The following is a 23,071-nucleotide window of genomic DNA, read 5'->3' on the forward strand; positions in this document are numbered from 1 at the left end:
CTCCCAGCCGCAAATTTGACCGCGACATGCAAGTTCCGCCCGAGACCCAGGTCGTCATCGACTTCGACGACAACCGCGCCGCTTCCGCGCTGGTCGGCCCCTACGGCCAGCACCTGGCGCAGATCGAGCGGCGGCTCGGCGTCATCGTCGATTCCAAGGGCAACCACATCACAATCGGCGGCACCCGCGACGGCTGCGACGCTGCGCGCCGCGTGCTGGAGATGCTCTACGCGCAGGCCGCGAAGGGGCACGATCTCGACCAGGGCGAGGTCGAGGGCGCGATCCGCGCCGTGATCGCGCAGGGCTCGCTGTTCGAGTTCGACGCCAAATCGGCCAAATCGACCTTCGACAGCATCAACTTGCGCAAGCGTCCGGTGCGGGCGCGCACCGCCGCGCAGGATTCCTACATCCGCGCGCTGAAGCGGCACGAGCTGGTGTTCGGCATCGGTCCCGCCGGCACCGGCAAGACCTGGCTCGCCGTCGCGCATGCCGCGCAGCTGTTCGAGCGCAAGGAGGTCGACAAGATCATCCTGTCGCGCCCGGCGGTGGAAGCCGGCGAGCGGCTCGGCTTTCTGCCCGGCGATCTCCGCGAGAAGGTCGATCCTTATCTGCGGCCGATCTACGATGCGCTCTACGACCTCATGGATGCGCGCATCGTCGAGCGCGCGCTGCAGACCGGCGAGATCGAGATCGCGCCGCTCGCCTTCATGCGCGGCCGCACGCTGACCAACGCCGCCATCATCCTGGACGAGGCCCAGAACACCACGTCGATGCAGATGAAGATGTTCCTGACGCGTCTCGGCGAGAACAGCCGCATGATCGTGACGGGCGATCCCTCCCAGATCGACCTGCCGAACGGCCAGACCTCGGGCCTGGCCGAGGCGACCCGCCTCCTGGGCGGCGTCGAGGGCATCGCCCAGGTTCATTTCAAGGCGGAGGACGTGATCCGCCACGAGCTCGTGGCGCGGATCGTCGCCGCCTATGAAGGGCCGCCGCAGCGGCCGGCCACCGGTCAATCCTGACGAGGCAACACCGGACCAAAGTGGGCGCGAGCACGGCGCCCTTCGTCCGAGACAACACAATGTCCCATTCCAACCTTCCCATGACCGAGGTCCTCGTCGTCGCCGATTGCTGGCAGCGCGAGCCCGATTCTGAAGCCGTGATCCAGCGCGCACTGGCGGCGGCCGCCGAGAGCGTCGACGAGGACGTTGCCGACGCCGAAGTGGCCGTGATGCTGACCGATGATGCCGGCATCCGCACGCTCAACAGCAACTGGCGCGGCATCGACAAGCCGACCAACGTGCTGTCGTTCCCGGCGCTGCAGCCGGAGGGCGCGTGGAAGCCGGGCGATGCCCCGCGCATGCTCGGCGATATCGCGATCGCCTATGAGTCCATGCGGCGCGAGGCGGACGAGGAGCACAAGCCGTTCGACCATCATCTGAGCCACCTCGCCGTGCACGGCTTCCTGCACCTGATCGGCTACGACCACGAGAACGACGAAGACGCCGAGGAGATGGAAGCGCTCGAAACCGAGATCCTTGCCCATCTCGGCATCCCCGATCCCTATGCCGACCGCCCGGGGACGCACTGAGATGCCGGATTCCGAGCCTACCCACGACAATCCCCGCACCACGGCCAATTTGCCGGTTGTGGTGACGCCGGGCGAGGTGCTGCGCCCGAGCGCCGAAAGCTGGCTGCTGCGCGCCATCCGCACGCTGTTCGGCTGGAAGGCGGGGTCGGTGCGCGACGACCTCCAGGTCGTGCTCGACGCCTCGACGCCCGACGACACCGGCTTCTCCGCGGTCGAGCGCACCATGCTGCGCAACATCCTCAGCCTGCACGAGCGCCGCATCGCCGACGTCATGGTGCATCGCGCCGACATCATCGCGGTCAAGCGCGACATCCCGCTCGGGGAACTGATGGACCGCTTCGAGAGCGCCGGCCATTCGCGCCTCGTCGTCTTCAACGAGACGCTCGACGATCCCGTCGGCATCGTCCACATCCGCGATTTGCTCGCCTTCATGACCGCGCGCGCCCGCGTGTCGGAAGCCACCAAGACCAAGCGCAAGAAGCCGCTGCCGGCCGGGCTCGATTTGCGCGCGGTCGATCTCGCGCTGCCGCTTCACGAGGCGCACATCATCCGCAAGCTGCTCTACGTACCGCCGTCGATGCGGGCGATCGACCTGCTCGCGCAGATGCAGGCCTCGCGCATCCATCTGGCGCTGGTGGTCGACGAATATGGCGGCAGCGACGGGCTGGTCTCGATCGAGGACATCGTCGAGCAGATCGTCGGCGAGATCGACGACGAGCACGACAGCGACGAGCCGCCCTCGATCGTGCGCCTGCCCGACAACGCCTTCATCGCCGACGCCCGCGCCAGCCTCGACGACGTCCGCTCGGTGATCGGCGAGGATTTCGTCACCGGCGAGGCTGGCGAGGAGGTGGAGACGCTGGGCGGCTATCTCGTCAGCTTCGTCGGGCGCCTGCCGGTGCGCGGCGAGGTGATCTCGGGCCCCGGCAATTACGAGGTCGAGGTGCTCGATGCCGATCCGCGCCGCGTCAAGCGGCTGCGCATCGCGACGCGGAAGGAACGCCCGGCGCCCCGCACCCAGCGCGAGAGCCGGCGGCGTGAAGCCACGCCGGAGAGCGGACAAGCGCCGGCCAGCGACACGCCGACATCGCCGCCGCGCGACGGGGCCGCCTCGCAGTGAGCCCATCGCAGCGCCTTCGGCAAATTGCGCTCGCCATCATCCTCACCTGGGGATGGCAGCGCGCAGTCGTCGCCATGGCGGCCGGAGCGCTGTCGGTGCTGGCGCTGGCACCGTTCAACCTCTTTCCGGTGCTGTTCGTCACCTTCCCGGTGCTGGTCTGGCTGATCGACGGCGCCGGGGCCGGCCGCTATGGCGGCGTGCCCGCCGCCGCCTTGACCGGCTATTGGTTCGGGCTCGGCTATTTCGTGCCCGGCCTCTACTGGATCGGCTACGCCTTCTTCGTCGAAGCCGACACATTCGCCTGGCTGACGCCGTTCGCGGTGCTGGGCCTGCCGGCCTATCTTTCGATCTTCACGGCGATCGGCTTTGCGCTGGCGCGCCTGCTCTGGAGCAAGAACGCCACGCGCGTGCTGGCGCTCGCAGCGAGCCTCACCATCAGCGAATGGCTGCGCGGCCATGCGCTGACCGGCTTCCCCTGGAACACGTTCGGCTATGCGTTGTCCGAGCCATTGCCGCTGGCGCAGACGGCCTCGCTGATCGGCCTGTGGGGCATGACGTTCCTGACGATTGCGATCTTCGCGAGCCCGGCGACGCTGATCGACCGCACGCCGGATCGGCGCCTGCAATGGCGGGTGCCGGCCGCGGCCGTCGCGCTCCTGCTCGTCATGAGCATCTTTGGCGCAATCCGCCTGTCGCTGCATCCGACCACGATCGTATCCGGCGCCAAGCTGCGCCTGATGCAGCCCAACCTGCAGCAGGACGAGAAATTCAACTATGCCGCCAAGCCGGAGGTGATGAAGAAGTACCTTGCGCTGTCGGACCGCGCCTCCGGCCCGCAATCGACCGGCGTGCGCGATGCCACCATCCTGATCTGGCCGGAATCCGCCTTCCCGTTCTTCCTGACCCGCGAAGCCGACGCGATGGCGCAAATCGCCGATCTGTTGCCGAAGGGCACGGTGCTGATCACGGGATCGGTCCGCGCGCCCGATGTGCCGCGGGGCACGCCGATCACGCGCGCCTACAACTCGATCTACGTGATCGATCACGACGGCAGCGTGCTCGCCGTCTACGACAAGCTGCATCTGGTACCGTTCGGAGAATTTCTTCCGTACCAGTCGCTGATGGAGAAGCTCGGTTTCGAGCAACTGACGCGTGTGCGCGGCGGCTTCATTCCAGGCACCGTGCCGCATGCGCTCCCCGTTGCCGGCGCGCCGCCCGCGTTGCCGCTGATCTGCTACGAGGCGATCTTTCCCGACGAAGTGGCTGCACGCAACGAACGTCCGGGCTGGATCGTGAACCTGACCAATGACGGCTGGTTCGGCATCTCGACCGGTCCCTACCAGCACCTGGAGCAGTCGCGGATGCGCGCGATCGAGCTCGGATTGCCGCTGGTCCGCTCGGCCAATACCGGCATCTCCGCAGTGATCGATCCGGTCGGCCGCACGGTCGCGAGCCTCGGTCTCGGCCTCGAAGGCATTTTGGACGCAAACCTGCCGGCCGCGATCCCACCGACCGTTTATGCACGGGTGGGTGATGTGCCCGCAATCATGCTCGTCGCGGTGGCCGTGCTGTTGGCGGTCCGCCGACGAATAGGCAAACGCCAGCCCTGATCGCACCGCCGCCGCAGCGGCCGGAATCCTTTGACAACCGTAGTCCCACGGTTGACAGACTGCACGCGGGCTCCCCATTCTGCACCGGCTGCGAAAGATGGCGGTGCATTGCTAAATTTCTCCGCAATGTTTCCCAATAACAGGGTTTGATTTTGACGGTGCTGCACCCGAGGCATGCTTGATCATTGCGCCGAAGGTGGTGTTTGGAGGGCTGAGGAAATGTCGAAAGCGCCCAACCCTGTTGACAAATATGTCGGCAGTCGCGTGCGCATGCGCCGCATCATGTTGGGCATGAGCCAGGAGAAGCTCGGTGAAGCTTTGGGCCTGACTTTCCAGCAGATTCAGAAGTACGAGAAGGGCACCAACCGGGTCGGCGCAAGCCGCATCCAGCAGATCGCGGAGATTCTGCAGGTGCCGGTGTCCTTCCTGTTCGAGGGCGGCCCGAGCGGCGTGCCGGGTCCGGATGGCTTCAGCGAAGGCGCCTCGCCCTCTTACGTCTCGGACTTTCTCGCCACCTCCGAAGGGCTCGCTTTGACCAAGGCGTTCACGCGAATCACTGATTCGAAGATGCGCCGCTCGATCGTCGATCTCGTCGAGCAGATTGCGGCCCGCGAAGGTCCGGACAAGCGTTGAAGCTCATGTCCCCCGCGATTTGAGACTGCATCAAATCTGGCCTATGTCGTCATTTACGACCGCGCTTTGATGCGCGTCCGCTTCGATGATGCGATTCAAAGGCACAGATGCGTCCATGACCGGCTCCAATTGGTTCGATTCACAAACTATTCTCGATGGCATCCGTCGCTGGGTGGAGATCGAGACGCCGACGGAAGCACCTGAACAGGTCAACAAGCTGGTCTCCGTGGTCGCGGAGCAATACGGCGACCTGCCCGTCACGCTCGAGCGCATCGCCGGCACGGACGGCTGCGGCGATCATCTCGTGACGCGCACGAATTGGGGGCAAGATCAGCCGGGCATCCTGGTGCTGAGCCATCTCGATACCGTCCATCCCATCGGCTTCATCGAGCGCCTGCCGTTCAAGGTCGAAGGCGACGTCGCGTTCGGTCCGGGCATCTACGACATGAAAGGCGGCGCCTACATCGCCCACCGCGCCTTCCGCGCGCTTTGCGCGACGGGCGATCGCTCGCCGCTCGGCATCACGCATCTGTTCACCTCCGACGAGGAGATCGGCAGCCCGACCTCGCGTGCGCTGATCGAGCAGGAAGGGCGCAAGGCCAAATACGTGCTGGTGACCGAGCCGGCGCGCGACGGCGGCAAGATCGTCACCGGGCGCAAGGGCGTCGGACGCTTCCGGGTATTCATCAAGGGCGTGCCCGCGCATGCCGGCTCGCGGCCCGAAGACGGCCGCAGCGCCGTCCGCGAACTCGGCAACGTCATCCTCGCGCTGGAAGGAATGAACGATGTTGCGCGCGGCGTGACCGTCAATGTCGGCGTGGTGCGCGGCGGCACGCGCCCCAACGTCACGCCCGAGGAGGCCTATGCCGAAGTCGATCTGCGCGTCGTGAGCCTCAAGGACGCGGACGAGTTCGTCGGCAAGATTCTCTCTTTGACCTCGAAGACCGATGGCGTCACGGTCACGGTCACGGGCGAGCTCAACCGGCCGCCTTACGAGAAGAGCAATGCAGGTGCCGCGCTGTACGAGCATGCCAGGACGCTCGCCGGCGAGATCGGCTTCGAGCTGATCGACACCCACACCGGCGGCGGCTCGGACGGCAATTTCACCGCTCCCTTCACCGCAACCCTCGACGGGCTCGGCGTCGACGGCAAGGGTGCACACACTCATTATGAGCAGCTCTATGTCTCCTCGCTCGCCCCGCGCGCGCGGCTGCTCCATCGGCTTTATCAGACGCTGCGATGAGCGAACGTAAATCAGGCCCCGACCGCGACGACAGCGAGCGCGCCTTCTTCGGGCGCCGCAAGGGCCACAAGCTGAGGCAACACCAGGCCGGCTTGATCGAGCAGCTGCTGCCGCATCTTGCCCTCGATATCGACGGTGAGGCGCCGGCGGACGCCCGCGACATCTTCGATCCCGCAGCCGACGACGTCAGGCTCGAGATCGGCTTCGGCGGCGGCGAGCATCTCGCGGCCGAGGCACAGAACTTCCCCACCACCGGCTTCATCGGCTGCGAGCCCTATGTCAACGGCATGGCCAAGATCCTCGCGCAGATCGAGGCGGCCAACATCGGCAACATCCGCCTGTTCGCGGGCGATGCCGCCGAGCTCTTGGCTTGGCTTCCCAAGGAGTCGCTGTCGCGGATCGACCTGATCCATCCCGATCCCTGGCCGAAGCGGCGACACTGGAAGCGGCGCTTCGTCCAGGACCGCACCATCGCCGCGATGGCGCGCGTGCTCAAGCGAGGCGGCGAATTCCGCTTCGTCTGCGACATCGACGATTACTGCGCCTGGACACTGTCGCATCTTGCGCGCTCGCAGGACTTCGTCTGGCTGGCCGAACGCGCCGACGATTTCCGGCTTCCATGGCCGGGCTACACCATGACGCGCTACGGCCGAAAGGCCGCGCGCGAGGGACGCAAGGCGGCTTATCTGCGGTTCAGGCGGGTGGGTTAGCCATCATTGCGAGGAGCCCGCGACAAATTGCAAGGCAATTTGCGCTGGCGACGAAGCAATCCAGAGCGTTTTCGCGGAACGAGTTCTGGATTGCTTCGCTTCGCTCGCAATGACGGAGTGGGACGCTAGATCGTCTGCCGGTTGCGCCAGAAATTCACGACGCGTTCGGCGGTCGTCGGCATCAGGCGCGTGAAGTTGATGCGGGCGGCCTCGATGTCGGCGTCGGCCGGCGTGCGGTTCGAGCCGTACCAGAGCAGGATAAGCGCGCGTACCGTGGGCCAGCCGAGGTTCAGCACCCGACCGAGGATCAGCAGCGGATCGTAGCGGTCGCCTGCGATCAGGCGGTCGAGGACCTGGAGGCGAACGCCCGACATCACCGACAGCGCGGCGACCGATTCCTCGTATTTGTGCGCCTTGGCGAAACCGAGCAGCGCGCTCTCGCCGAGATGGCCTTCGCGATTCAAGGTCAGCACCGTGCGCTGTGCCGCGGAGAAATCGCGGCGCGGACCCGGCGGCAGCGCGGCCTCCTCGATCGCCGCCATCGCGCGCTTGATCTCGGCCTGGCGCGCGGGATTGACCACGGTGGAGAGGCGGCGGCGGATGACGTCGAGCGTCCCGTCGAGCAGCTGCTTCAGGTGCTCGCCGGAAAGGTCGTTGCGCTGGCCGATCTTCAGCGTCAGCACGCCGTCCTGCGCCGCGCGCTTGATCAGCTCGGAATAGCTGCCCGGCGAGAACACTGCACCGGCATTGGCTGCGGCACGGCGCACGACGTCGCGATCGCCGCGCTCGACCAGCACGTCGGTGACGGCGGGCGACAAAGCGGGACGCTCGGTCATCGCCAGCAGATGACCCTGGCCCTTCAAGCGCGCGATCTCGACCAGTGCCGCGTCGTCGAGCACTGGCGAGCGGCGCAGCACGGGGCCGGCGACCGCGATCTCGTTTTCGCGCGCGAACTGATTGACGAGGTGCGGCGGCGCGTTGTTCAGACGCGAGAAGCGCTCGGACAGATCGGCGCGCGATGCCAGCTCGGCATGGGGCACGAGATCGATCAGGAGATTGTCGAACAGATCGATCAACTCGGGGCGGAGCTTGTCCGCATCCCGGAAGAACAATTGGGAGATGGCGCGCGCGATCTCGCCGCGGCGGCGCGGATCGCCGCGCTTGACGATATCGTCCAGTCCAGGAATGAGCGACGTGGCAACGGTCATGAAAACGCAACTCGAACGGGGCACGCCGCGGGTGCGCCCTTGGTCCAAGCCGCCCCACAATCGGGGAATCTAGGCCTGCTTGATGAAGGAAGCGTTGCGCAGAGTCCGACGGGCGCAAAAAGGCCCCGTTCCCGCTGCAATGGGCCTTGTCCGGGGGTTGAGAAAGCGCTATATCAGCGCCAATTCATCTTCTCATACGATCCGCGTAGTGAGAGTGGGCCCGCAAGGACCCGCTCTTTTTTATTACCTGAACGCGGCTCGGCGGGAGATGCGCCCGACGCATCGTCGGGAAAGTTCCGAAGCGGGCTTTGAAATCGTAACCAAGCCTTAACCCAAGCCTTAACCAACGAGCGCTCTGACCCTGGACATGACCGAGCCGAACCCTGGTTCCACGGATGCCGAATTGCTGGCCGAGCCGCGGCTCGTGGTCGAGCCCGGCGTCGCGGCACGGGTGTCCGCGGTGGCAGGTCCCGTGCTGCAGGGCATGGGCTACCGCCTGGTCCGGATCCGTATTTCCGGCGAGGCCGGCTGCACCGTGCAGATCATGGCCGAGCGGCCGGACGGCTCGATGCAAATCGAGGATTGCGAGGCGATCTCGCGGGCCCTGTCGCCCGTGCTCGACGTCGCCGATCCCATCGACCGCGCCTATCGGCTCGAGATCTCCTCGCCGGGAATCGACCGCCCGCTGGTGCGCCGCTCCGATTTCGAGCGCTATTCCGGGCACCTGGTGAAGATCGAGATGGCGGTCGCGCATGAGGGGCGCAAGCGCTTCCGCGGCACGCTCGGCGCCGTCGAGGGCGACCGCGTGCATCTGCATCGCGACGATGCCAAGGCTGGCGACGATGCCGACGTTCTCCTGACCATGGAGGATATCGGCGAGGCCCGGCTGGTGCTGACCGACGAGCTGATCGCCGAATCCATGCGCCGCGGCAAGGCCGAGGAGCGCAAGATGCGCAGGGATCTCGGACTGGAGCCGCCGGCTGCACCGCACGCGGAGATCAGTGCGAAGATCACCAAGAACACCAAGCCGAAGAAGAAGCCGGCCCCGACCAACACGAAGAAACATCGCCTTGCCGCCGAACGCGCGCGGCGCGGCGAGATCGAGCCTGACCAAGGAGACTAGCCATGGCAGTCAGCGCCAACCGACTCGAATTGCTTCAGATCGCCGACGCCGTCGCACGCGAAAAGTCGATCGACCGCGGCATCGTCATCGCGGCGATGGAGGACGCCATCGCCAAGGCGGCGCGCGCACGTTACGGCAGCGAGACTGACGTTCACGCCGAGATCGACCCGAAGAAGGGCGAGCTGCGGCTGTCGCGCCACATGCTGGTGGTCGACAAGGTCGAGAATCACTCCAACCAGATCTCGCTGGTGGACGCGCAGCGCGCCAATCCCGGCGCCCAGGTCGGCGACACCATCGCCGACACCCTGCCGCCGCTGGAATATGGCCGCATCGCCGCGCAATCGGCCAAGCAGGTCATCGTGCAGAAGGTGCGCGAGGCCGAGCGCGACCGGCAGTACCAGGAATTCAAGGACCGCATCGGCGACATCGTCAATGGCGTCGTCAAGCGCGTCGAATATGGCAGCGTGATCGTCGATCTCGGCCGCGGCGAAGCCATCATCCGCCGCGACGAGATGCTGCCGCGCGAGGTGTTCCGCAACGGCGACCGCGTTCGCGCCTACATCTTCGACGTCCGCCGCGAGACGAGAGGCCCGCAGATCTTCCTCTCCCGCACCCATCCGCAGTTCATGGCGAAGCTGTTCGCGCAGGAAGTGCCGGAGATCTATGACGGCATCGTCGAGATCAAGGCGGTGGCCCGCGATCCGGGCTCGCGTGCGAAAATCGGCGTGATTTCCCGCGATTCCTCGGTCGATCCGGTCGGCGCCTGCGTCGGCATGCGCGGCTCGCGCGTGCAGGCCGTGGTCAACGAGCTGCAGGGCGAGAAGATCGACATCATTCCATGGTCGCCCGACATCGCGACCTTCGTGGTCAACGCGCTGGCGCCGGCGGAAGTCTCCAAGGTCGTGATCGACGAGGACCGCGAGCGCATCGAGGTCGTGGTGCCCGACACCAACAACCAGCTCTCGCTCGCGATCGGCCGCCGCGGCCAGAACGTGCGCCTGGCCTCGCAGCTCACCGGCTGGGATATCGACATCCTGACCGAGCAGGAGGAATCGGAGCGCCGCCAGGCCGACTTCGAGAACTCGACCCGGGTCTTCATGGAATCGCTTAACGTCGACGAAGTGGTCGGCCAGCTGCTGGCGTCCGAGGGCTTCACCTCGGTCGAGGAGCTCGCGATGGTGGACGTCAAGGAGCTCGCCGGCATCGAGGGCTTCGACGAGGAGACCGCGCAGGAGCTGCAGAATCGCGCCCGCGAATATCTGGAGCAGCAGGAAGCCGAGCTCGAGGCGAGGCGCAAGGAGCTCGGCGTCGAGGACGCGCTCAAGGACGTGCCCGGCGTGACCTCGAAGATGCTGGTGAAGTTCGGCGAGAACGACATCAAGAGCGTCGAGGACCTCGCCGGCTGCGCCACCGACGATCTGGTCGGCTGGACCGAGCGCAAGGAAGGCAGCGAGCCGACCAAGCACGCCGGCGCGCTCGACGGCATCGACATCTCCCGTGACGACGCCGAAGCGATGATCATGCAGGCCCGCGTCAAGGCCGGCTGGATCACCGAAGCCGATCTCGCCAAGCCCACCGAGGAGGCCGAGGCGACCGAAGATCAACCGGCTTAAGGGCAAAGGAGAATGTCGCCCGGATGCTTGCAGATTCCGACCTCGAACTTGACCATGGCCCGCGGACCGAAAGGTCCGCGACCATGCGCATGTGCGCGGTCAGCCGCGAGGTCCGGCCGATCGACGAGCTGATCCGCTTCGTTGCATCGCCTGACGGACAAATAGTTCCCGATCTCAAGCGCAAGCTGCCCGGACGCGGGATGTGGCTCACCGCCTCCCGCAAGACGGTTGCGGAAGCGGTGCGGCGTCACCAATTTAGCAAGGCCTTCAAGCGCGAGCTGCGCATCCCTCAGACGCTTCCCACCGACATCGAGGCGCTCCTGGTCCGGAGCGTGACCGAAGCCCTTGGGATCGCCGCCAAGGCGGGTCAGGTCGTGGCCGGCTTCGGCAAGGTCGAGAGCGCCCTCCGGGAAGGAACGGTCGAGGTCCTGATCCATGCCAGCGACGGGGCCGCGGACGGAATCCGCAAATTGGACATGCTGGCGCGTCAGAATGCCGGGAATCGCGGTGCTAAGGCGCAGATTCCCGTCGTCACCGCTCTGAAATCGGTAGAATTGGATTTGGCACTGACCCGGTCAAATGTGATACATGCTGCCCTGCTCGCGGGCCCGGCGAGCAAGTCATTCCTGTCACGTAGCCAGATCCTGGTCCGATACCGGATGGCGGACGACGACAAGACTGCCGAAAAACCCGGCCAGGATTTCTGAGAGACAACGACGACCCGATTGGATGGTGCGGCAACGCACAACACTGATAAATCAGGATTAGGACTGCTGAATGGTTGATACCAAGACCCCTGGCGACAAGAAGCTGAGCGTTCCGAGCAAGACGCTATCGCTCAAGCCGCGCGTCGAAACGGGCACCGTGCGCCAGAGCTTCAGCCATGGCCGCAGCAAGCAGGTCGTGGTCGAGAAGCGCGGCAAGCGCCGCATTGGCGATGGACCCGAGCCGCACGCGCCCGAGGTGACGGCAAAGCCGGCGCCGGCCGCACCCGCCGCGCCGCCGCGTCCGGCTCCGCCCCCGCCGCGCAACGCCGGTTCCGGCGTGGTGCTTCGTACCCTCACCGAGGATGAGCGTTCGGCCCGCGCCAGTGCGCTGGCCGATGCCAAGCTGCGCGAGGTCGAGGAACGCCGCCAGGCCGAGGAAGAGGCCCAGCGCCGCGCCGCCCGTGAGGCTGCCGAGCGCGCCGAGCGCGAAGCCGCCGAATCCCGCCGCAAGGCCGAGGAAGAGCGCCACCGCCACGAGGACGAAGCCAAGCGCAAGGCCGAGACTGAGGCCAAGAAGCGTTTCGGCGAAGGTGAGCAGCCGACATCCGCCGCGCGCCCCGCGACCGCAACACCCGCCGCTTCCGCACCGCGCCCCGGTGCGCCTGCGTCCCGGCCTGGAACCACTACCACAGCACGTCCGGGAACCACGACGGCGCGCCCTGCAACCACGACCGCGCAGCGTCCGGGTGGACCGGCCGGCCGCGGCCCGGCCGTTGCGGCCGAAGCTGACGACGACGAGGCGCCGCGCCAGATCCGCCGCGGTCCCGGCGGCGCCGCGCGTCCCGTGGTAGCCCCCAAGCCCACCCACAAGCCCGGCCCGCAGAAGGAGCGCGGCCGCCTGACCGTCGTCACCGCGCTCAATGCCGATGAGGTGCGCGAGCGCTCGATCGCCTCGTTCCGCCGCCGCACCCAGCGCCTGAAGGGCCACGCCTCGAACGAGCCCAAGGAAAAGCTCATCCGCGAAGTGGTCATTCCGGAAGCGATCACCATCCAGGAACTCGCCAACCGCATGTCCGAGCGCGCGGTCGACGTCATCCGCATGCTGATGAAGCAGGGCGCGATGCACAAGATCACCGACGTGATCGACGCCGACACCGCGCAGCTGATTGCCGAAGAGCTCGGCCACACCGTCAAGCGCGTTGCCGCCTCCGACGTTGAAGAAGGTCTGTTCGACGCGACCGACGATTCGACCGACACCGAGACCCGTTCGCCCGTGGTGACCGTCATGGGTCACGTCGACCACGGCAAGACCTCGCTGCTCGACGCGCTCCGTCACGCCAACGTGGTCTCCGGCGAAGCCGGCGGCATCACCCAGCACATCGGCGCCTATCAGGTGACATCGCCTGAAACCGGCAAGAAGATCACCTTCATTGACACGCCCGGCCACGCAGCGTTCACCGCGATGCGCGCCCGCGGCGCCAAGGTGACCGACATCGTCGTGCTGGTGGTCGCGGCCGATGACGGCGTGATGCCGCAGACGGTCGAAGCCATCAATCACGCCAAGGCGGCCGGCGTGCCGATCATCGTTGCCATCAACAAGATCGACAAGCCCGATGCCAAGCCCGAGCGCGTGCGCACCGAGTTGCTCCAGCACGAGGTGCAGGTGGAATCTTTCGGCGGCGAAGTCGTCGACGTCGAGGTGTCCGCCAAGAACAAGACCAATCTCGACAAGCTGCTCGAGATGATCGCGCTGCAGGCCGAAATCCTCGACCTCAAGACCAATTCGGAGCGTCCGGCCGAAGGCACCGTGATCGAGGCCAAGCTCGATCGCGGCCGCGGTCCGGTCGCGACCGTGCTGGTGCAGCGCGGCACGCTTCGCGTCGGCGACATCATCGTCGCCGGTGCCGAAATGGGCCGCGTCCGCGCGCTGATCTCCGATCAGGGCGAGACCGTGCAGGAGGCCGGCCCCTCGGTGCCGGTCGAGGTGCTCGGCTTCAACGGCCCGCCTGAGGCCGGCGATCGTCTCGCGGTGGTCGAGAACGAAGCCCGCGCCCGCCAGGTCACCAGCTACCGCGCGCACCAGAAGCGCGAGAACGCGGCAGCCTCGATCTCCGGCATGCGCGGCTCGCTCGAGCAGATGATGTCGCAATTGAAGACGGCGGGCCGCAAGGAATTCCCGCTGATCGTCAAGGCCGACGTGCAGGGTTCGCTGGAGGCCATCCTTGGCTCGCTGGAGAAGCTCGGCACCGACGAGGTCGCCGCCCGCATCCTGCATGCCGGCGTCGGCGGCATCTCGGAATCCGACGTGACGCTGGCCGAAGGCTTCAACGCCGCGATCATCGGCTTCTCGGTTCGCGCCAACAAGGAGGCCGCTGCGGCCGCCAAGCGCAACGGCATCGAGATCCGCTACTACAACATCATCTACGACCTCGTGGACGACGTGAAGAAGGCGATGAGCGGTCTGCTCGCGCCGACCTTGCGCGAAACCATGCTGGGCAATGCCGAAATCCTGGAGATCTTCAACATCTCCAAGGTCGGCAAGGTTGCCGGCTGCCGCGTCACCGACGGCACCGTGGAACGCGGCGCCAATGTGCGCCTCATCCGCGACAACGTCGTCGTGCACGAAGGCAAGCTGTCGACGCTGAAGCGCTTCAAGGACGAAGTGAAGGAAGTCCAGTCCGGCCAGGAATGCGGCATGGCCTTCGAGAACTATCACGACATGCGTGCCGGTGACGTGATCGAGTGTTATCGCGTGGAGACGATCCAGCGCTCCCTGTAAGTCCAAATCTTACCGAAGCGTTCGGATCTTTTTGAACTGAGATTGCGGGAGTGCGATGGCCGGATGTTTCCGGCCATCCACCCCCTCTTCGTTTCAACAGGACAAATGACAATGCCCGTGTCCCAGATGCGGGCATGACGAGGTGATTTTCGAAAAAATGCCACGGCATCATCAGAAGAAGAGTTCCGCGCCCGGCGGCTCGCAGCGTCAGCTGCGCGTCGGCGAGCAGGTTCGCCACGCGATGGCCGATATTCTGGCGCAAGGCAATGTGCATGATGCCGACCTCGAAGGTCACATCATCACCGTGCCGGAGGTGCGGATGTCGCCCGACCTGAAGCTCGCAACGGTCTACGTGATGCCGCTCGGTGGCCGCGACACCGAGATCGTCATCGCTGCGCTCGAGCGCAACAAGAAGTTCTTGCGCGGCGAGGTCGCGCGGCGCGTTAACCTGAAATTTGCACCTGACATTCGCTTCCGCGTCGACGAACGATTCGACGAAGCGGAACGGATCGAGAAGCTTTTGCGAACGCCTGCGGTGCAGAAGGACCTGGAACAGGATCCGCTTTCGGATCGGGAAGAAGAGCAATGACCATGGACCCCGCTCACGGCACGATCGGCGGCAACGACACCGATCAGCGCGACGCGCAGACCAACGATTTCGCGGAGATGGGCGGCAATTCGCAGCCGCATCAGGAGCCGCGCCGCGTCAACAACGATCCGCGCGCCAAGCAGCAGAAGGGCAACCAGGTCCGCCGCGACCGCCGCGACGTCCATGGCTGGGTCGTGCTCGACAAGCCGATCGGCATGACCTCGACGCAGGCCGTCGCCGTGCTCAAGCGCCTGTTCAACGCCAAGCGCGCCGGACACGCCGGCACGCTCGATCCGCTCGCCTCGGGGGGCTTGCCAATCGCGCTCGGGGAAGCCACCAAGACCGTCCCCTTCGTGATGGACGGCCGCAAGCGCTACCGCTTCACGGTCTGCTGGGGCGAGGAGCGCGACACCGACGACATCGAGGGCCGGGTGACCGCGACCTCGGACCAGCGCCCGAGCCGGGAGGCCATCCTGGCCCTGCTGCCCCGCTTCACCGGGGTGATCGAGCAGATCCCGCCGCGCTATTCGGCGATCAAGGTCCAGGGCGAGCGCGCCTATGATCTCGCCCGCGACGGCGAGGTTGTGGAACTGGCGCCCCGCCCGGTCGAGATTCACCATTTAACCCTTGTCGATCAACCAGATAACGACCGGGCCGTGTTCGAGGCCGAATGCGGCAAGGGCACCTATGTGCGGGCGCTCGCCCGCGATATGGGCCGGATTCTCGGCACTTACGGCCATATCTGCGCGCTGAGGCGGACCCTGGTCGGCCCATTTGGCGAAAACGACATGATTCCGCTGGATCAGTTGGAGGCTTTGTGCGATAGAGCCGCGTCCGGCGAGGGCAGCCTCGCCGACGCGCTTTTGCCCGTTGAGACCGCGCTGGACGACATCCCGGCACTGGCCGTCACTCGGGCTGATGCGGCAAGGCTCCATCGGGGCCAGGCCGTTTTGTTGCGCGGACGGGATGCGCCCACTTGTAGCGGCACAGTCTATGTCACGGTGGCAGGCCGTCTTTTGGCGCTTGCCGAAGTTGGCAATGGCGAAATCATCCCCAAGCGTGTGTTCAACCTGACCGGCCTGACTGCCAGCCCCGGTCGCAACGAGAGAAATTGACGATGTCGATTGCCGCAGAACGCAAAGCGGAAGTCATCAAGACGAATGCCACCAAGGCCGGCGACACCGGCTCGCCCGAGGTTCAGGTCGCGATCCTGTCGGAACGCATCAACAACCTCACCAACCATTTCAAGACCCACGTGAAGGACAACCATTCGCGTCGCGGCCTCTTGAAGCTGGTCTCGACCCGCCGCTCGCTCCTCGACTATCTCAAGAAGAAGGACGAGGCGCGGTACAAGGCGCTGCTCGAGAAGCACAATATTCGTCGTTAAGAGTTCCTGCGCGCGCCACCGGCGCGCGTTTTCGCGCGTGGTTTCGAACGAAAGCGCTTGTTTTTAAGCTTTTTGATCGAGGTTGCGTGCGCGTCGGATGCGGATTGTTGATTCGCGTCCGGGCATGATGAGCGAAGATCGAAGTTTCGGTGTTTGCATTCGTGCCGACTGACAGTCCAGCAGCAATCCGGCGGCTGGGCACAACGGGCAAGGCGCCCGTATGACCCGAAAGGATGGACGCCATCCGACATCCAAAAACCATGGCAGGATCGCAGGACGCTGATCATCCGCTCCGATCAGCGTCCCGCCATCTTGCGCATGGTTTTTGTTTTTCGAGAGCCGTCCCTTCTTTCGAGAACCCATGAAAGAAGACCTCTATGTTCAATAAGCATTCAGTCGAGATCGACTGGGGCGGACGCCCACTCAAGCTCGAAACCGGCAAGATCGCCCGCCAGGCCGACGGCGCCGTCGTCGCCACCTATGGCGAGACCGTGGTGCTCGCCACCGTCGTCGCGGCGAAGGCGCCGCGCGAGGGCGTCGACTTCCTGCCGCTGACCGTCGATTACCAGGAAAAGGCCTACGCTGCGGGCCGCATTCCCGGCGGCTATTTCAAGCGCGAGGGCCGTCCGACCGAGAAGGAGACGCTGGTCTCCCGCCTGATCGACCGACCGATCCGCCCGCTGTTCGTCGACGGCTGGCGTAACGAGACCCAGGTGATCGTCACCGTGCTGTCGCACGACATGGAGAACGATCCCGACGTCGTGGCGATGGTCGCGGCCTCCGCGGCGCTGACGCTGTCCGGCGTGCCGTTCAAGGGCCCGATCGGCGCGGCCCGCGTCGGCTTCGCCAACGACGAGTTCATTCTCAATCCGACGCTCGACGAGATGGTCGACACCCAGCTCGACCTCGTCGTCGCCGGCACTGCCGACGCCGTGCTGATGGTGGAATCGGAAGCCAAGGAACTGAACGAAGACATCATGCTCGGCGCGGTGATGTTTGGTCACCGCCACTTCCAGCCTGTCATCAACGCGATCATCGAGCTCGCCGAGAAGGCCGCCAAGGAGCCGCGCGAAGTCACCGTCATCGACAACGCCGCGCTCGAGAAGGAGATGCTCGGCCTGGTCGAGCAGGAGCTGCGCGCCGCCTATGCGATTCCGATCAAGCAGCAGCGTTATGCCGCCGTCGGCGTCGTCAAGGAAAAGGTGATGGCCCACTACTTCCCGGAGGGCCAGGAGCCGAAATACGACAAGCTCCGTGTCGCCGGCGTGTTCAAGGAGCTCGAGGCCAAGATCGTTCGCTGGAATATCCTCGATACCGGCAAGCGCATCGACGGCCGCGACAGCAAGACGGTGCGCAACATCGTCGCCGAGGTCGGCGTGCTGCCCCGCGCCCACGGCTCGGCGCTGTTCACCCGCGGCGAGACCCAGGCGATGGTCGTGACCACGCTCGGCACCGGCGAGGACGAGCAGTACATCGACGCGCTGTCCGGGACGTACAAGGAAACGTTCCTGCTGCACTACAACTTCCCGCCCTATTCGGTCGGCGAGACCGGCCGCCTCGGCGGCACCAAGCGCCGCGAGATCGGCCACGGCAAGCTGGCCTGGCGCGCGATTCGTCCGGTGCTGCCGCCGCACCATGAATTCCCCTACACCACGCGTGTGGTCTCGGAGATCACCGAGTCCAACGGCTCGTCCTCGATGGCTTCGGTCTGCGGCGCCTCGCTGGCGCTGATGGATGCGGGCGTGCCGCTGAAGCGGCCGACCGCGGGCATCGCGATGGGCCTGATCCTCGAAGACAAGCGCTTTGCGGTTCTCTCGGACATCCTCGGCGACGAGGACCATCTCGGCGACATGGACTTCAAGGTCGCCGGCACGGAAGCGGGCATCACCTCGCTCCAGATGGACATCAAGATCGAGGGCATCACCGAAGAGATCATGAAGGTCGCGCTGGCTCAGGCCAAGGACGGCCGCATCCATATCCTCGGCGAGATGGCCAAGGCCCTCACCGCGGCCCGCGCCGAGCTGGGCGAATATGCGCCGCGCATCGAGACCTTCAAGATCGCCACCGACAAGATCCGCGAGGTGATCGGCACCGGCGGCAAGGTGATCCGCGAGATCGTCGAGAAGACCGGCGCCAAGGTCAACATCGAGGATGACGGCACCGTGAAGGTCGCCTCCAGCGACGGCGAGGCGATGAAGGCGGCGATCAAGTGGATCAAGTCGATCGCGTCCGATCCGGAAGTCGGCCAGATCTATGACGGCACTGTCGTCAAGGTGATGGAGTTCGGCGCCTTCGTGAACTTCTTCGGTTCCAAGGATGGTCTCGTCCACATCAGCCAGCTCGCGGCCAACCGCGTGCAGAAGACCTCCGACGTCGTCAAGGAAGGCGACAAGGTCAAGGTCAAGCTGCTCGGCTTCGACGATCGCGGCAAGACCCGCCTGTCGATGAAGGTGGTCGACCAGACCACCGGTGAGGATCTCGAGGGCAAGGAGAAGGCCGCCGAGGGCGAAAAGGCCCCGCGCGAAGCCGCCGGCGAGTAACCTCTCGGAACATCTGAACACCAAGGGCGGCCGAAAGGCCGCCCTTCTTTTTTTGGCCGTTTGCTACCTGCTTCGTCGAACGCCATGCGCGATTCCGTCGCACCATCACAGCCACTTCGTTCGAAACCCGCAGTGGCTGCAACCGCGTATCTACGTCTACCGCCATACGCTTCACTCAGCGGATCGTCCCAGACAGGAGAACCAGATGTCATCCATATCCCGGCGCCGTCTCATGTTCGCAGCCACCGGCCTCGTTGCGGCCGCCGCTGCCCCGCGCTTGGCGTTTGCGCAGGCGGCCATGGCGCCCACAGGGCCGTTCAAACTCGATCCGCTGGCCTATCCGCCGAACGCGTTGGAACCGCATATCGATGCCAAGACGATGGAGATTCATCACGGCCGCCATCACCAGGCGTTCATTACCAACCTGAACAATTTCGCGAAGGACAATCCGCAGATCGCTGGAAAGCCGGTCGGCGAGGTGCTCGGCAATCTCGGCGCCGTACCCGACGCGATCCGCACCGGCGTCCGCAACAACATGGGAGGCCACGCCAACCACACGATGTTCTGGCAGATCATGGGACCGAACGGCGGCAAGCCGGAAGGCGCCCTGCTCGCCGCGATCGACAGCGATCTCGGTGGCATGGAGAAATTGCAAGCCGACTTCAACGCTGCCGGCGGACGGGTCTTCGGCTCGGGCTGGGTGTTCGTGACTGTCAGCAAGGATGGCAAGCTCGCCATCGAAACGCGACCCAACCAGGACAATCCGATGATGGACGGCAAGCGGGCGCTGCTCGGCAATGACGTCTGGGAGCACGCCTACTATCTGAACTACCAGAACCGGCGCGCCGATTATCTCAAGGCATGGTGGAATACGGTGAACTGGAAGGCGGTGGGCGAGCGCTACGCTGCCGCGAAGGCCGGCACACTCGACGTGTAACGCCGATCCGGGATGATGAAAAAAGGGCGGCCTCTCGGCCGCCCTTTTGTTTGCGGGCCCCCGATCAGGATCGCGCCGCGATGTCGTAGCGGTCGAGGTTCATCACCTTGGTCCAGGCTTTCGCAAAGTCCTTCACGAACTTCTCCTTGGAGTCCGAGGTGGCATAGACCTCGGCGAAGGCGCGAAGCTGCGAGTGCGAGCCGAAGATCAGATCGACGCGCGTTGCGGTCCACTTGACGGTGTTGGTCTTGCGGTCGCGGCCTTCGTAGACGCCGTCCGCACCGGGCGGTGCCCACTGCGTGCTCATGTCGAGCAGGTTGACGAAATAGTCGTTGCTTAGCGTTCCCACCTTCGAGGTGAAGACGCCGTGCTTCAACCCGCCGGCATTGGCGCCGAGCACACGCAGGCCACCGACCAGCACCGTCATCTCCGGACCGGTCAGCCGCAGCAGCTGGGCGCGGTCGACGAGGGCCTCTTCGGGCTGCATGAACTGATGCCGCTTGCCGATGTAGTTGCGGAAGCCATCGGCTCGCGGCTCCAGCGGGGCGAAGGAGGCCGCATCGGTCTGCTCCTGCGAAGCATCCATGCGGCCCGGCGTGAAGCCGACCTTGACGTCGACGCCGGCATCCTTGGCAGCCTTCTCGACGGCGGCGGTGCCGCCGAGCACGATCAGGTCGGCGAGCGAGACCTTCTTGGCGCCGGATGAGGCGTTGAAGTCCTTCTGGATCGCTTCGAGCTTGCCGAGCACCTTGGCGAGCTGAGCCGGCTCGTTGACCTCCCAGTCCTTCTGCGGAGCAAGGCGGATGCGCGCACCGTTGGCGCCGCCGCGCTTGTCCGAGCCGCGGAACGTCGAGGCCGAGGCCCAGGCCGTCGAGACCAACTCCGGCACCGTCAGGCCCGAGGCCAGGATCTTCGACTTGAGGGCCGCGATGTCCTGCTCACTGACCAGCTCGTGGTTCACGGCGGGGATCGGATCCTGCCAGATCAGCGTCTCCTTCGGCACCAGCGGGCCGAGATAGCGCTGGATCGGACCCATGTCGCGATGGGTGAGCTTGAACCAGGCACGGGCGAAGGCGTCCGCGAACTGATCCGGGTTCTCCAGGAAGCGACGCGAGATCTTCTCATATGCGGGATCGAAGCGCAGCGAGAGGTCGGTCGTCAGCATGGTCGGCCGATGCTTCTTCGACGGATCGAACGCGTCCGGAATGATCGCTTCGGCGTTCTTGGCGGTCCATTGCTGAGCGCCGGCCGGGCTCTTCGTCAGCTCCCATTCGAAGTTGAAGAGATTTTCGAAGAAGTTGTTGCTCCACTTCGTCGGCGTCTTCGTCCAGGTCACTTCCAGACCGCTGGTGATGGAGTCGGCGGAGTGGCCCGCCCCATGCTTGCTCTTCCAGCCGAGGCCCTGGTCTTCAAGCGCACCGGCTTCCGGTTCTGGACCGACCAGCGAGGGATCGCCGGCGCCATGGGTCTTGCCGAAGCTGTGGCCGCCAGCGATCAGCGCGACGGTCTCCTCGTCGTTCATCGCCATGCGGGCGAAGGTCTCGCGGATGTCCTTGGCCGCGGCGACCGGATCCGGCTTGCCGTTCGGGCCTTCCGGATTGACGTAGATGAGGCCCATCTGCACCGCGCCGAGCGGCTCGGCGAGCTGGCGCTCGCCGCTGTAGCGCTCATCACCGAGCCAGGTGCCTTCCGGCCCCCAATAGAGCTCTTCCGGCTCCCAGACGTCGACGCGACCGCCGGCGAAACCAAAGGTCTTGAAGCCCATCGATTCGAGCGCGACGTTGCCGGCGAGCACCATCAGGTCGGCCCAGGAAATCTTCTGGCCGTATTTCTGCTTGATCGGCCAGAGCAGACGGCGCGCCTTGTCGAGATTGGCGTTGTCGGGCCAGCTGTTGAGCGGGGCGAAACGCTGCTGACCGGCGCCGGCGCCGCCGCGGCCGTCGGTGGTGCGATAGGTGCCGGCGCTGTGCCAGGCCATGCGGATCATGAGGCCGCCATAGTGGCCGAAGTCGGCCGGCCACCATTCCTGAGAATCCGTCATCAACGCGGTCAGGTCCTTGATGACCGCGTTCAGGTCGAGCGACTTGAACTCCTTGGCGTAATCGAAGTCCTTGTCCATCGGATCGGACTTGTCGGAATTCTTGTGCAGCACCTCGATGTTGAGCTGCGTCGGCCACCAATCGCGGTTTGAGCGCGTGGGTTTTCCGCCCGAAAACGGGCACTTCGAAGTGTCGTCCATGAATACCTCCTCTGGCGGCGTCGAACTCGCGCCCTTGGCCAGGTAGAACCACTCTAAGCGTCGCGTCCTATCAGGGGAAGTTGACTTTAGTGATCGCTGCGATAGGATTTTCTGATGATCAATCTGACGCTGCGCCAGCTCCGGTATTTCGATGCGCTGGCGCGCCACGGCCATTTCGGCCGTGCCGCCGAGGCCTGCTCGATCTCGCAGCCGGCGCTGTCGATGCAGATCAAGGAACTGGAGGAGACGCTCGGCGGCCTGTTGCTGGAGCGCAGCGCGCGCCAGGTCGCGCTGACCCGGTTCGGCGAGGAGCTGGCGCAACGGGTCCGCGACATCCTGCGCTCGGTCGACGAGCTCGGCGATTTCGCGCGCGCTTCGCAGGACCGCTTCGCCGGCCGCCTGCGCATCGGCATGATCCCGACCATCGCGCCCTATTTGCTGCCCAAGATCACCAAGAACCTCACGCGCATGCACCCGGAGCTCGACATCCGCGTGCGCGAGACCATGACGCCGCGGCTGATCCAGGAGCTGGTGGAGGGCCGGCTCGACACCGCCATCGTGGCGCTGCCGGTGTCGGAGCCCTCGCTCACCGAGGTCGCGCTGTTCGAGGAGAAGTTTCTGCTGGTGCGGCCGGGCGCCGATGAAGGCACGCCGGTGCCGTCGCGCGAGATGATGCGCGAGATGCGGCTTCTGCTGCTCGAGGAAGGGCACTGTTTCCGCGACCAGGCGCTCTCCTTCTGCAACATGCAGGCCGCGCCGCCGCGCGAGATGCTCGATGCGAACTCGCTATCGACGCTGGTGCAGATGGTCAGCGCCGGCATCGGCGTCACCCTGATCCCGGAGATGGCGGTGCCGGTGGAGACGCGCTCCGCCTCGGTCTCGCTGGCGCGCTTCCGCGACCCCGAGCCGTCGCGCACCATCGGCATGGTCTGGCGCAAGACCAGCCCGCTGGCGCGGCAGCTGCTGCAGATTTCCGAGGTGGTGTGCCTGTCGGCCGGCAAGGTGCGCGCGCGGCAATCCCTGCGCAGCCAGAAGGCTTGAC

Annotated in this window: 19 protein-coding genes; 17 read left to right on the forward strand and 2 right to left on the reverse strand. The window is 65.5% G+C overall.

Annotated features, from left to right (window positions below):
• Nucleotides 1–26 precede the first annotated feature (26 nt).
• From I6F33_RS21405 to trmB, 7 genes are all read left to right on the forward strand, one after another.
• Nucleotides 27–1,022 (forward strand): PhoH family protein, encoded by a 996-nt coding sequence (locus tag I6F33_RS21405; RefSeq protein ID WP_225144082.1) that lies wholly within the window; start codon nt 27–29, stop codon nt 1,020–1,022.
• Between the two features lie 59 nt (nt 1,023–1,081).
• Nucleotides 1,082–1,591, forward strand: coding sequence for an rRNA maturation RNase YbeY (gene ybeY / locus I6F33_RS21410; protein WP_225144083.1), 510 nt, complete (start codon nt 1,082–1,084; stop codon nt 1,589–1,591).
• A gap of 1 nt (nt 1,592) precedes the next feature.
• Nucleotides 1,593–2,711 (forward strand): hemolysin family protein, encoded by a 1,119-nt coding sequence (locus tag I6F33_RS21415; protein ID WP_225144084.1) that lies wholly within the window; start codon nt 1,593–1,595, stop codon nt 2,709–2,711.
• Nucleotides 2,708–4,321, forward strand: coding sequence for an apolipoprotein N-acyltransferase (lnt, locus tag I6F33_RS21420; protein WP_225144085.1), 1,614 nt, complete (start codon nt 2,708–2,710; stop codon nt 4,319–4,321). Before I6F33_RS21415 ends, lnt begins: the two co-directional genes overlap by 4 nt.
• A gap of 219 nt (nt 4,322–4,540) precedes the next feature.
• Nucleotides 4,541–4,954, forward strand: a complete 414-nt coding sequence (locus I6F33_RS21425) for a helix-turn-helix domain-containing protein (RefSeq protein WP_018319423.1) — start codon at nt 4,541–4,543, stop codon at nt 4,952–4,954.
• Nucleotides 4,955–5,039: 85 nt separating this feature from the next.
• On the forward strand, nt 5,040–6,197 hold the full coding sequence (locus I6F33_RS21430) for a M20 family metallopeptidase (RefSeq protein WP_225144086.1): 1,158 nt from the start codon (nt 5,040–5,042) through the stop codon (nt 6,195–6,197).
• A complete protein-coding gene (trmB, locus tag I6F33_RS21435) occupies nt 6,194–6,907 on the forward strand; it encodes a tRNA (guanosine(46)-N7)-methyltransferase TrmB (protein WP_225144087.1) in 714 nt (237 codons plus the stop codon). The genes I6F33_RS21430 and trmB overlap by 4 nt, the downstream gene beginning before the upstream one ends.
• A gap of 125 nt (nt 6,908–7,032) precedes the next feature.
• On the opposite strand, the gene I6F33_RS21440 is transcribed toward trmB, so the two are convergent.
• On the reverse strand, nt 7,033–8,115 hold the full coding sequence (locus I6F33_RS21440) for a DUF2336 domain-containing protein (RefSeq protein ID WP_225144088.1): 1,083 nt from the start codon (nt 8,113–8,115) through the stop codon (nt 7,033–7,035).
• Between the two features lie 367 nt (nt 8,116–8,482).
• Between I6F33_RS21440 and rimP the strand changes: the two genes are divergently transcribed.
• The 9 genes from rimP (at nt 8,483) to I6F33_RS21485 (ending at nt 19,790) form a co-directional block, all read left to right on the forward strand.
• Nucleotides 8,483–9,238 carry a ribosome maturation factor RimP gene (rimP, locus tag I6F33_RS21445; protein WP_225113789.1) on the forward strand — a complete coding sequence of 252 codons (756 nt, stop codon included), beginning with the start codon at nt 8,483–8,485 and terminating at the stop codon, nt 9,236–9,238.
• Between the two features lie 2 nt (nt 9,239–9,240).
• Nucleotides 9,241–10,851: a transcription termination factor NusA gene (gene nusA / locus I6F33_RS21450; RefSeq protein ID WP_036024506.1), complete on the forward strand. Its 1,611-nt coding sequence runs from the start codon at nt 9,241–9,243 to the stop codon at nt 10,849–10,851.
• Nucleotides 10,852–10,874: 23 nt separating this feature from the next.
• Entirely contained in the window at nt 10,875–11,558 is a 684-nt protein-coding gene (locus tag I6F33_RS21455) for an RNA-binding protein (RefSeq protein WP_025032907.1), read from the forward strand.
• Between the two features lie 70 nt (nt 11,559–11,628).
• Nucleotides 11,629–14,337 carry a translation initiation factor IF-2 gene (gene infB, locus I6F33_RS21460; protein ID WP_225144089.1) on the forward strand — a complete coding sequence of 903 codons (2,709 nt, stop codon included), beginning with the start codon at nt 11,629–11,631 and terminating at the stop codon, nt 14,335–14,337.
• 157 nt (nt 14,338–14,494) lie between these two features.
• Nucleotides 14,495–14,926, forward strand: a complete 432-nt coding sequence (gene rbfA, locus I6F33_RS21465) for a 30S ribosome-binding factor RbfA (protein WP_225144090.1) — start codon at nt 14,495–14,497, stop codon at nt 14,924–14,926.
• Nucleotides 14,923–16,041 (forward strand): tRNA pseudouridine(55) synthase TruB, encoded by a 1,119-nt coding sequence (truB, locus tag I6F33_RS21470; protein ID WP_036009001.1) that lies wholly within the window; start codon nt 14,923–14,925, stop codon nt 16,039–16,041. Before rbfA ends, truB begins: the two co-directional genes overlap by 4 nt.
• A gap of 2 nt (nt 16,042–16,043) precedes the next feature.
• Nucleotides 16,044–16,313: a 30S ribosomal protein S15 gene (gene rpsO / locus I6F33_RS21475; RefSeq protein WP_008540131.1), complete on the forward strand. Its 270-nt coding sequence runs from the start codon at nt 16,044–16,046 to the stop codon at nt 16,311–16,313.
• Between the two features lie 377 nt (nt 16,314–16,690).
• Nucleotides 16,691–18,853: a polyribonucleotide nucleotidyltransferase gene (gene pnp / locus I6F33_RS21480; protein ID WP_225128069.1), complete on the forward strand. Its 2,163-nt coding sequence runs from the start codon at nt 16,691–16,693 to the stop codon at nt 18,851–18,853.
• Nucleotides 18,854–19,058: 205 nt separating this feature from the next.
• Nucleotides 19,059–19,790 carry a superoxide dismutase gene (locus tag I6F33_RS21485; protein ID WP_275945398.1) on the forward strand — a complete coding sequence of 244 codons (732 nt, stop codon included), beginning with the start codon at nt 19,059–19,061 and terminating at the stop codon, nt 19,788–19,790.
• Nucleotides 19,791–19,854: 64 nt separating this feature from the next.
• On the opposite strand, the gene katG is transcribed toward I6F33_RS21485, so the two are convergent.
• Entirely contained in the window at nt 19,855–22,029 is a 2,175-nt protein-coding gene (gene katG, locus I6F33_RS21490; protein ID WP_036009010.1) for a catalase/peroxidase HPI, read from the reverse strand.
• Between the two features lie 114 nt (nt 22,030–22,143).
• Between katG and I6F33_RS21495 the strand changes: the two genes are divergently transcribed.
• A complete protein-coding gene (locus I6F33_RS21495; protein WP_157285966.1) occupies nt 22,144–23,070 on the forward strand; it encodes a hydrogen peroxide-inducible genes activator in 927 nt (308 codons plus the stop codon).
• Nucleotide 23,071: the final 1 nt, after the last annotated feature.

The organism is Bradyrhizobium sp. BRP20 (assembly GCF_020194215.1).
GTDB lineage: Bacteria > Pseudomonadota > Alphaproteobacteria > Rhizobiales > Xanthobacteraceae > Bradyrhizobium > Bradyrhizobium yuanmingense.

Coding starts and splice junctions, on each gene's coding strand:
- I6F33_RS21405 (WP_225144082.1), top strand. CDS start 27: ATGCAAGTTCCGCCCGAGACCCAGGTCGTCATCGACTTCGACGACAAC.
- ybeY (WP_225144083.1), top strand. CDS start 1,082: ATGTCCCATTCCAACCTTCCCATGACCGAGGTCCTCGTCGTCGCCGAT.
- I6F33_RS21415 (WP_225144084.1), top strand. CDS start 1,593: ATGCCGGATTCCGAGCCTACCCACGACAATCCCCGCACCACGGCCAAT.
- I6F33_RS21425 (WP_018319423.1), top strand. CDS start 4,541: ATGTCGAAAGCGCCCAACCCTGTTGACAAATATGTCGGCAGTCGCGTG.
- I6F33_RS21430 (WP_225144086.1), top strand. CDS start 5,040: ATGATGCGATTCAAAGGCACAGATGCGTCCATGACCGGCTCCAATTGG.
- trmB (WP_225144087.1), top strand. CDS start 6,194: ATGAGCGAACGTAAATCAGGCCCCGACCGCGACGACAGCGAGCGCGCC.
- I6F33_RS21440 (WP_225144088.1), bottom strand. CDS start 8,115: ATGACCGTTGCCACGTCGCTCATTCCTGGACTGGACGATATCGTCAAG.
- rimP (WP_225113789.1), top strand. CDS start 8,483: ATGACCGAGCCGAACCCTGGTTCCACGGATGCCGAATTGCTGGCCGAG.
- nusA (WP_036024506.1), top strand. CDS start 9,241: ATGGCAGTCAGCGCCAACCGACTCGAATTGCTTCAGATCGCCGACGCC.
- I6F33_RS21455 (WP_025032907.1), top strand. CDS start 10,875: ATGCTTGCAGATTCCGACCTCGAACTTGACCATGGCCCGCGGACCGAA.
- infB (WP_225144089.1), top strand. CDS start 11,629: ATGGTTGATACCAAGACCCCTGGCGACAAGAAGCTGAGCGTTCCGAGC.
- rbfA (WP_225144090.1), top strand. CDS start 14,495: ATGCCACGGCATCATCAGAAGAAGAGTTCCGCGCCCGGCGGCTCGCAG.
- truB (WP_036009001.1), top strand. CDS start 14,923: ATGACCATGGACCCCGCTCACGGCACGATCGGCGGCAACGACACCGAT.
- rpsO (WP_008540131.1), top strand. CDS start 16,044: ATGTCGATTGCCGCAGAACGCAAAGCGGAAGTCATCAAGACGAATGCC.
- pnp (WP_225128069.1), top strand. CDS start 16,691: ATGTTCAATAAGCATTCAGTCGAGATCGACTGGGGCGGACGCCCACTC.
- I6F33_RS21485 (WP_275945398.1), top strand. CDS start 19,059: ATGTCATCCATATCCCGGCGCCGTCTCATGTTCGCAGCCACCGGCCTC.
- katG (WP_036009010.1), bottom strand. CDS start 22,029: ATGGACGACACTTCGAAGTGCCCGTTTTCGGGCGGAAAACCCACGCGC.
- I6F33_RS21495 (WP_157285966.1), top strand. CDS start 22,144: ATGATCAATCTGACGCTGCGCCAGCTCCGGTATTTCGATGCGCTGGCG.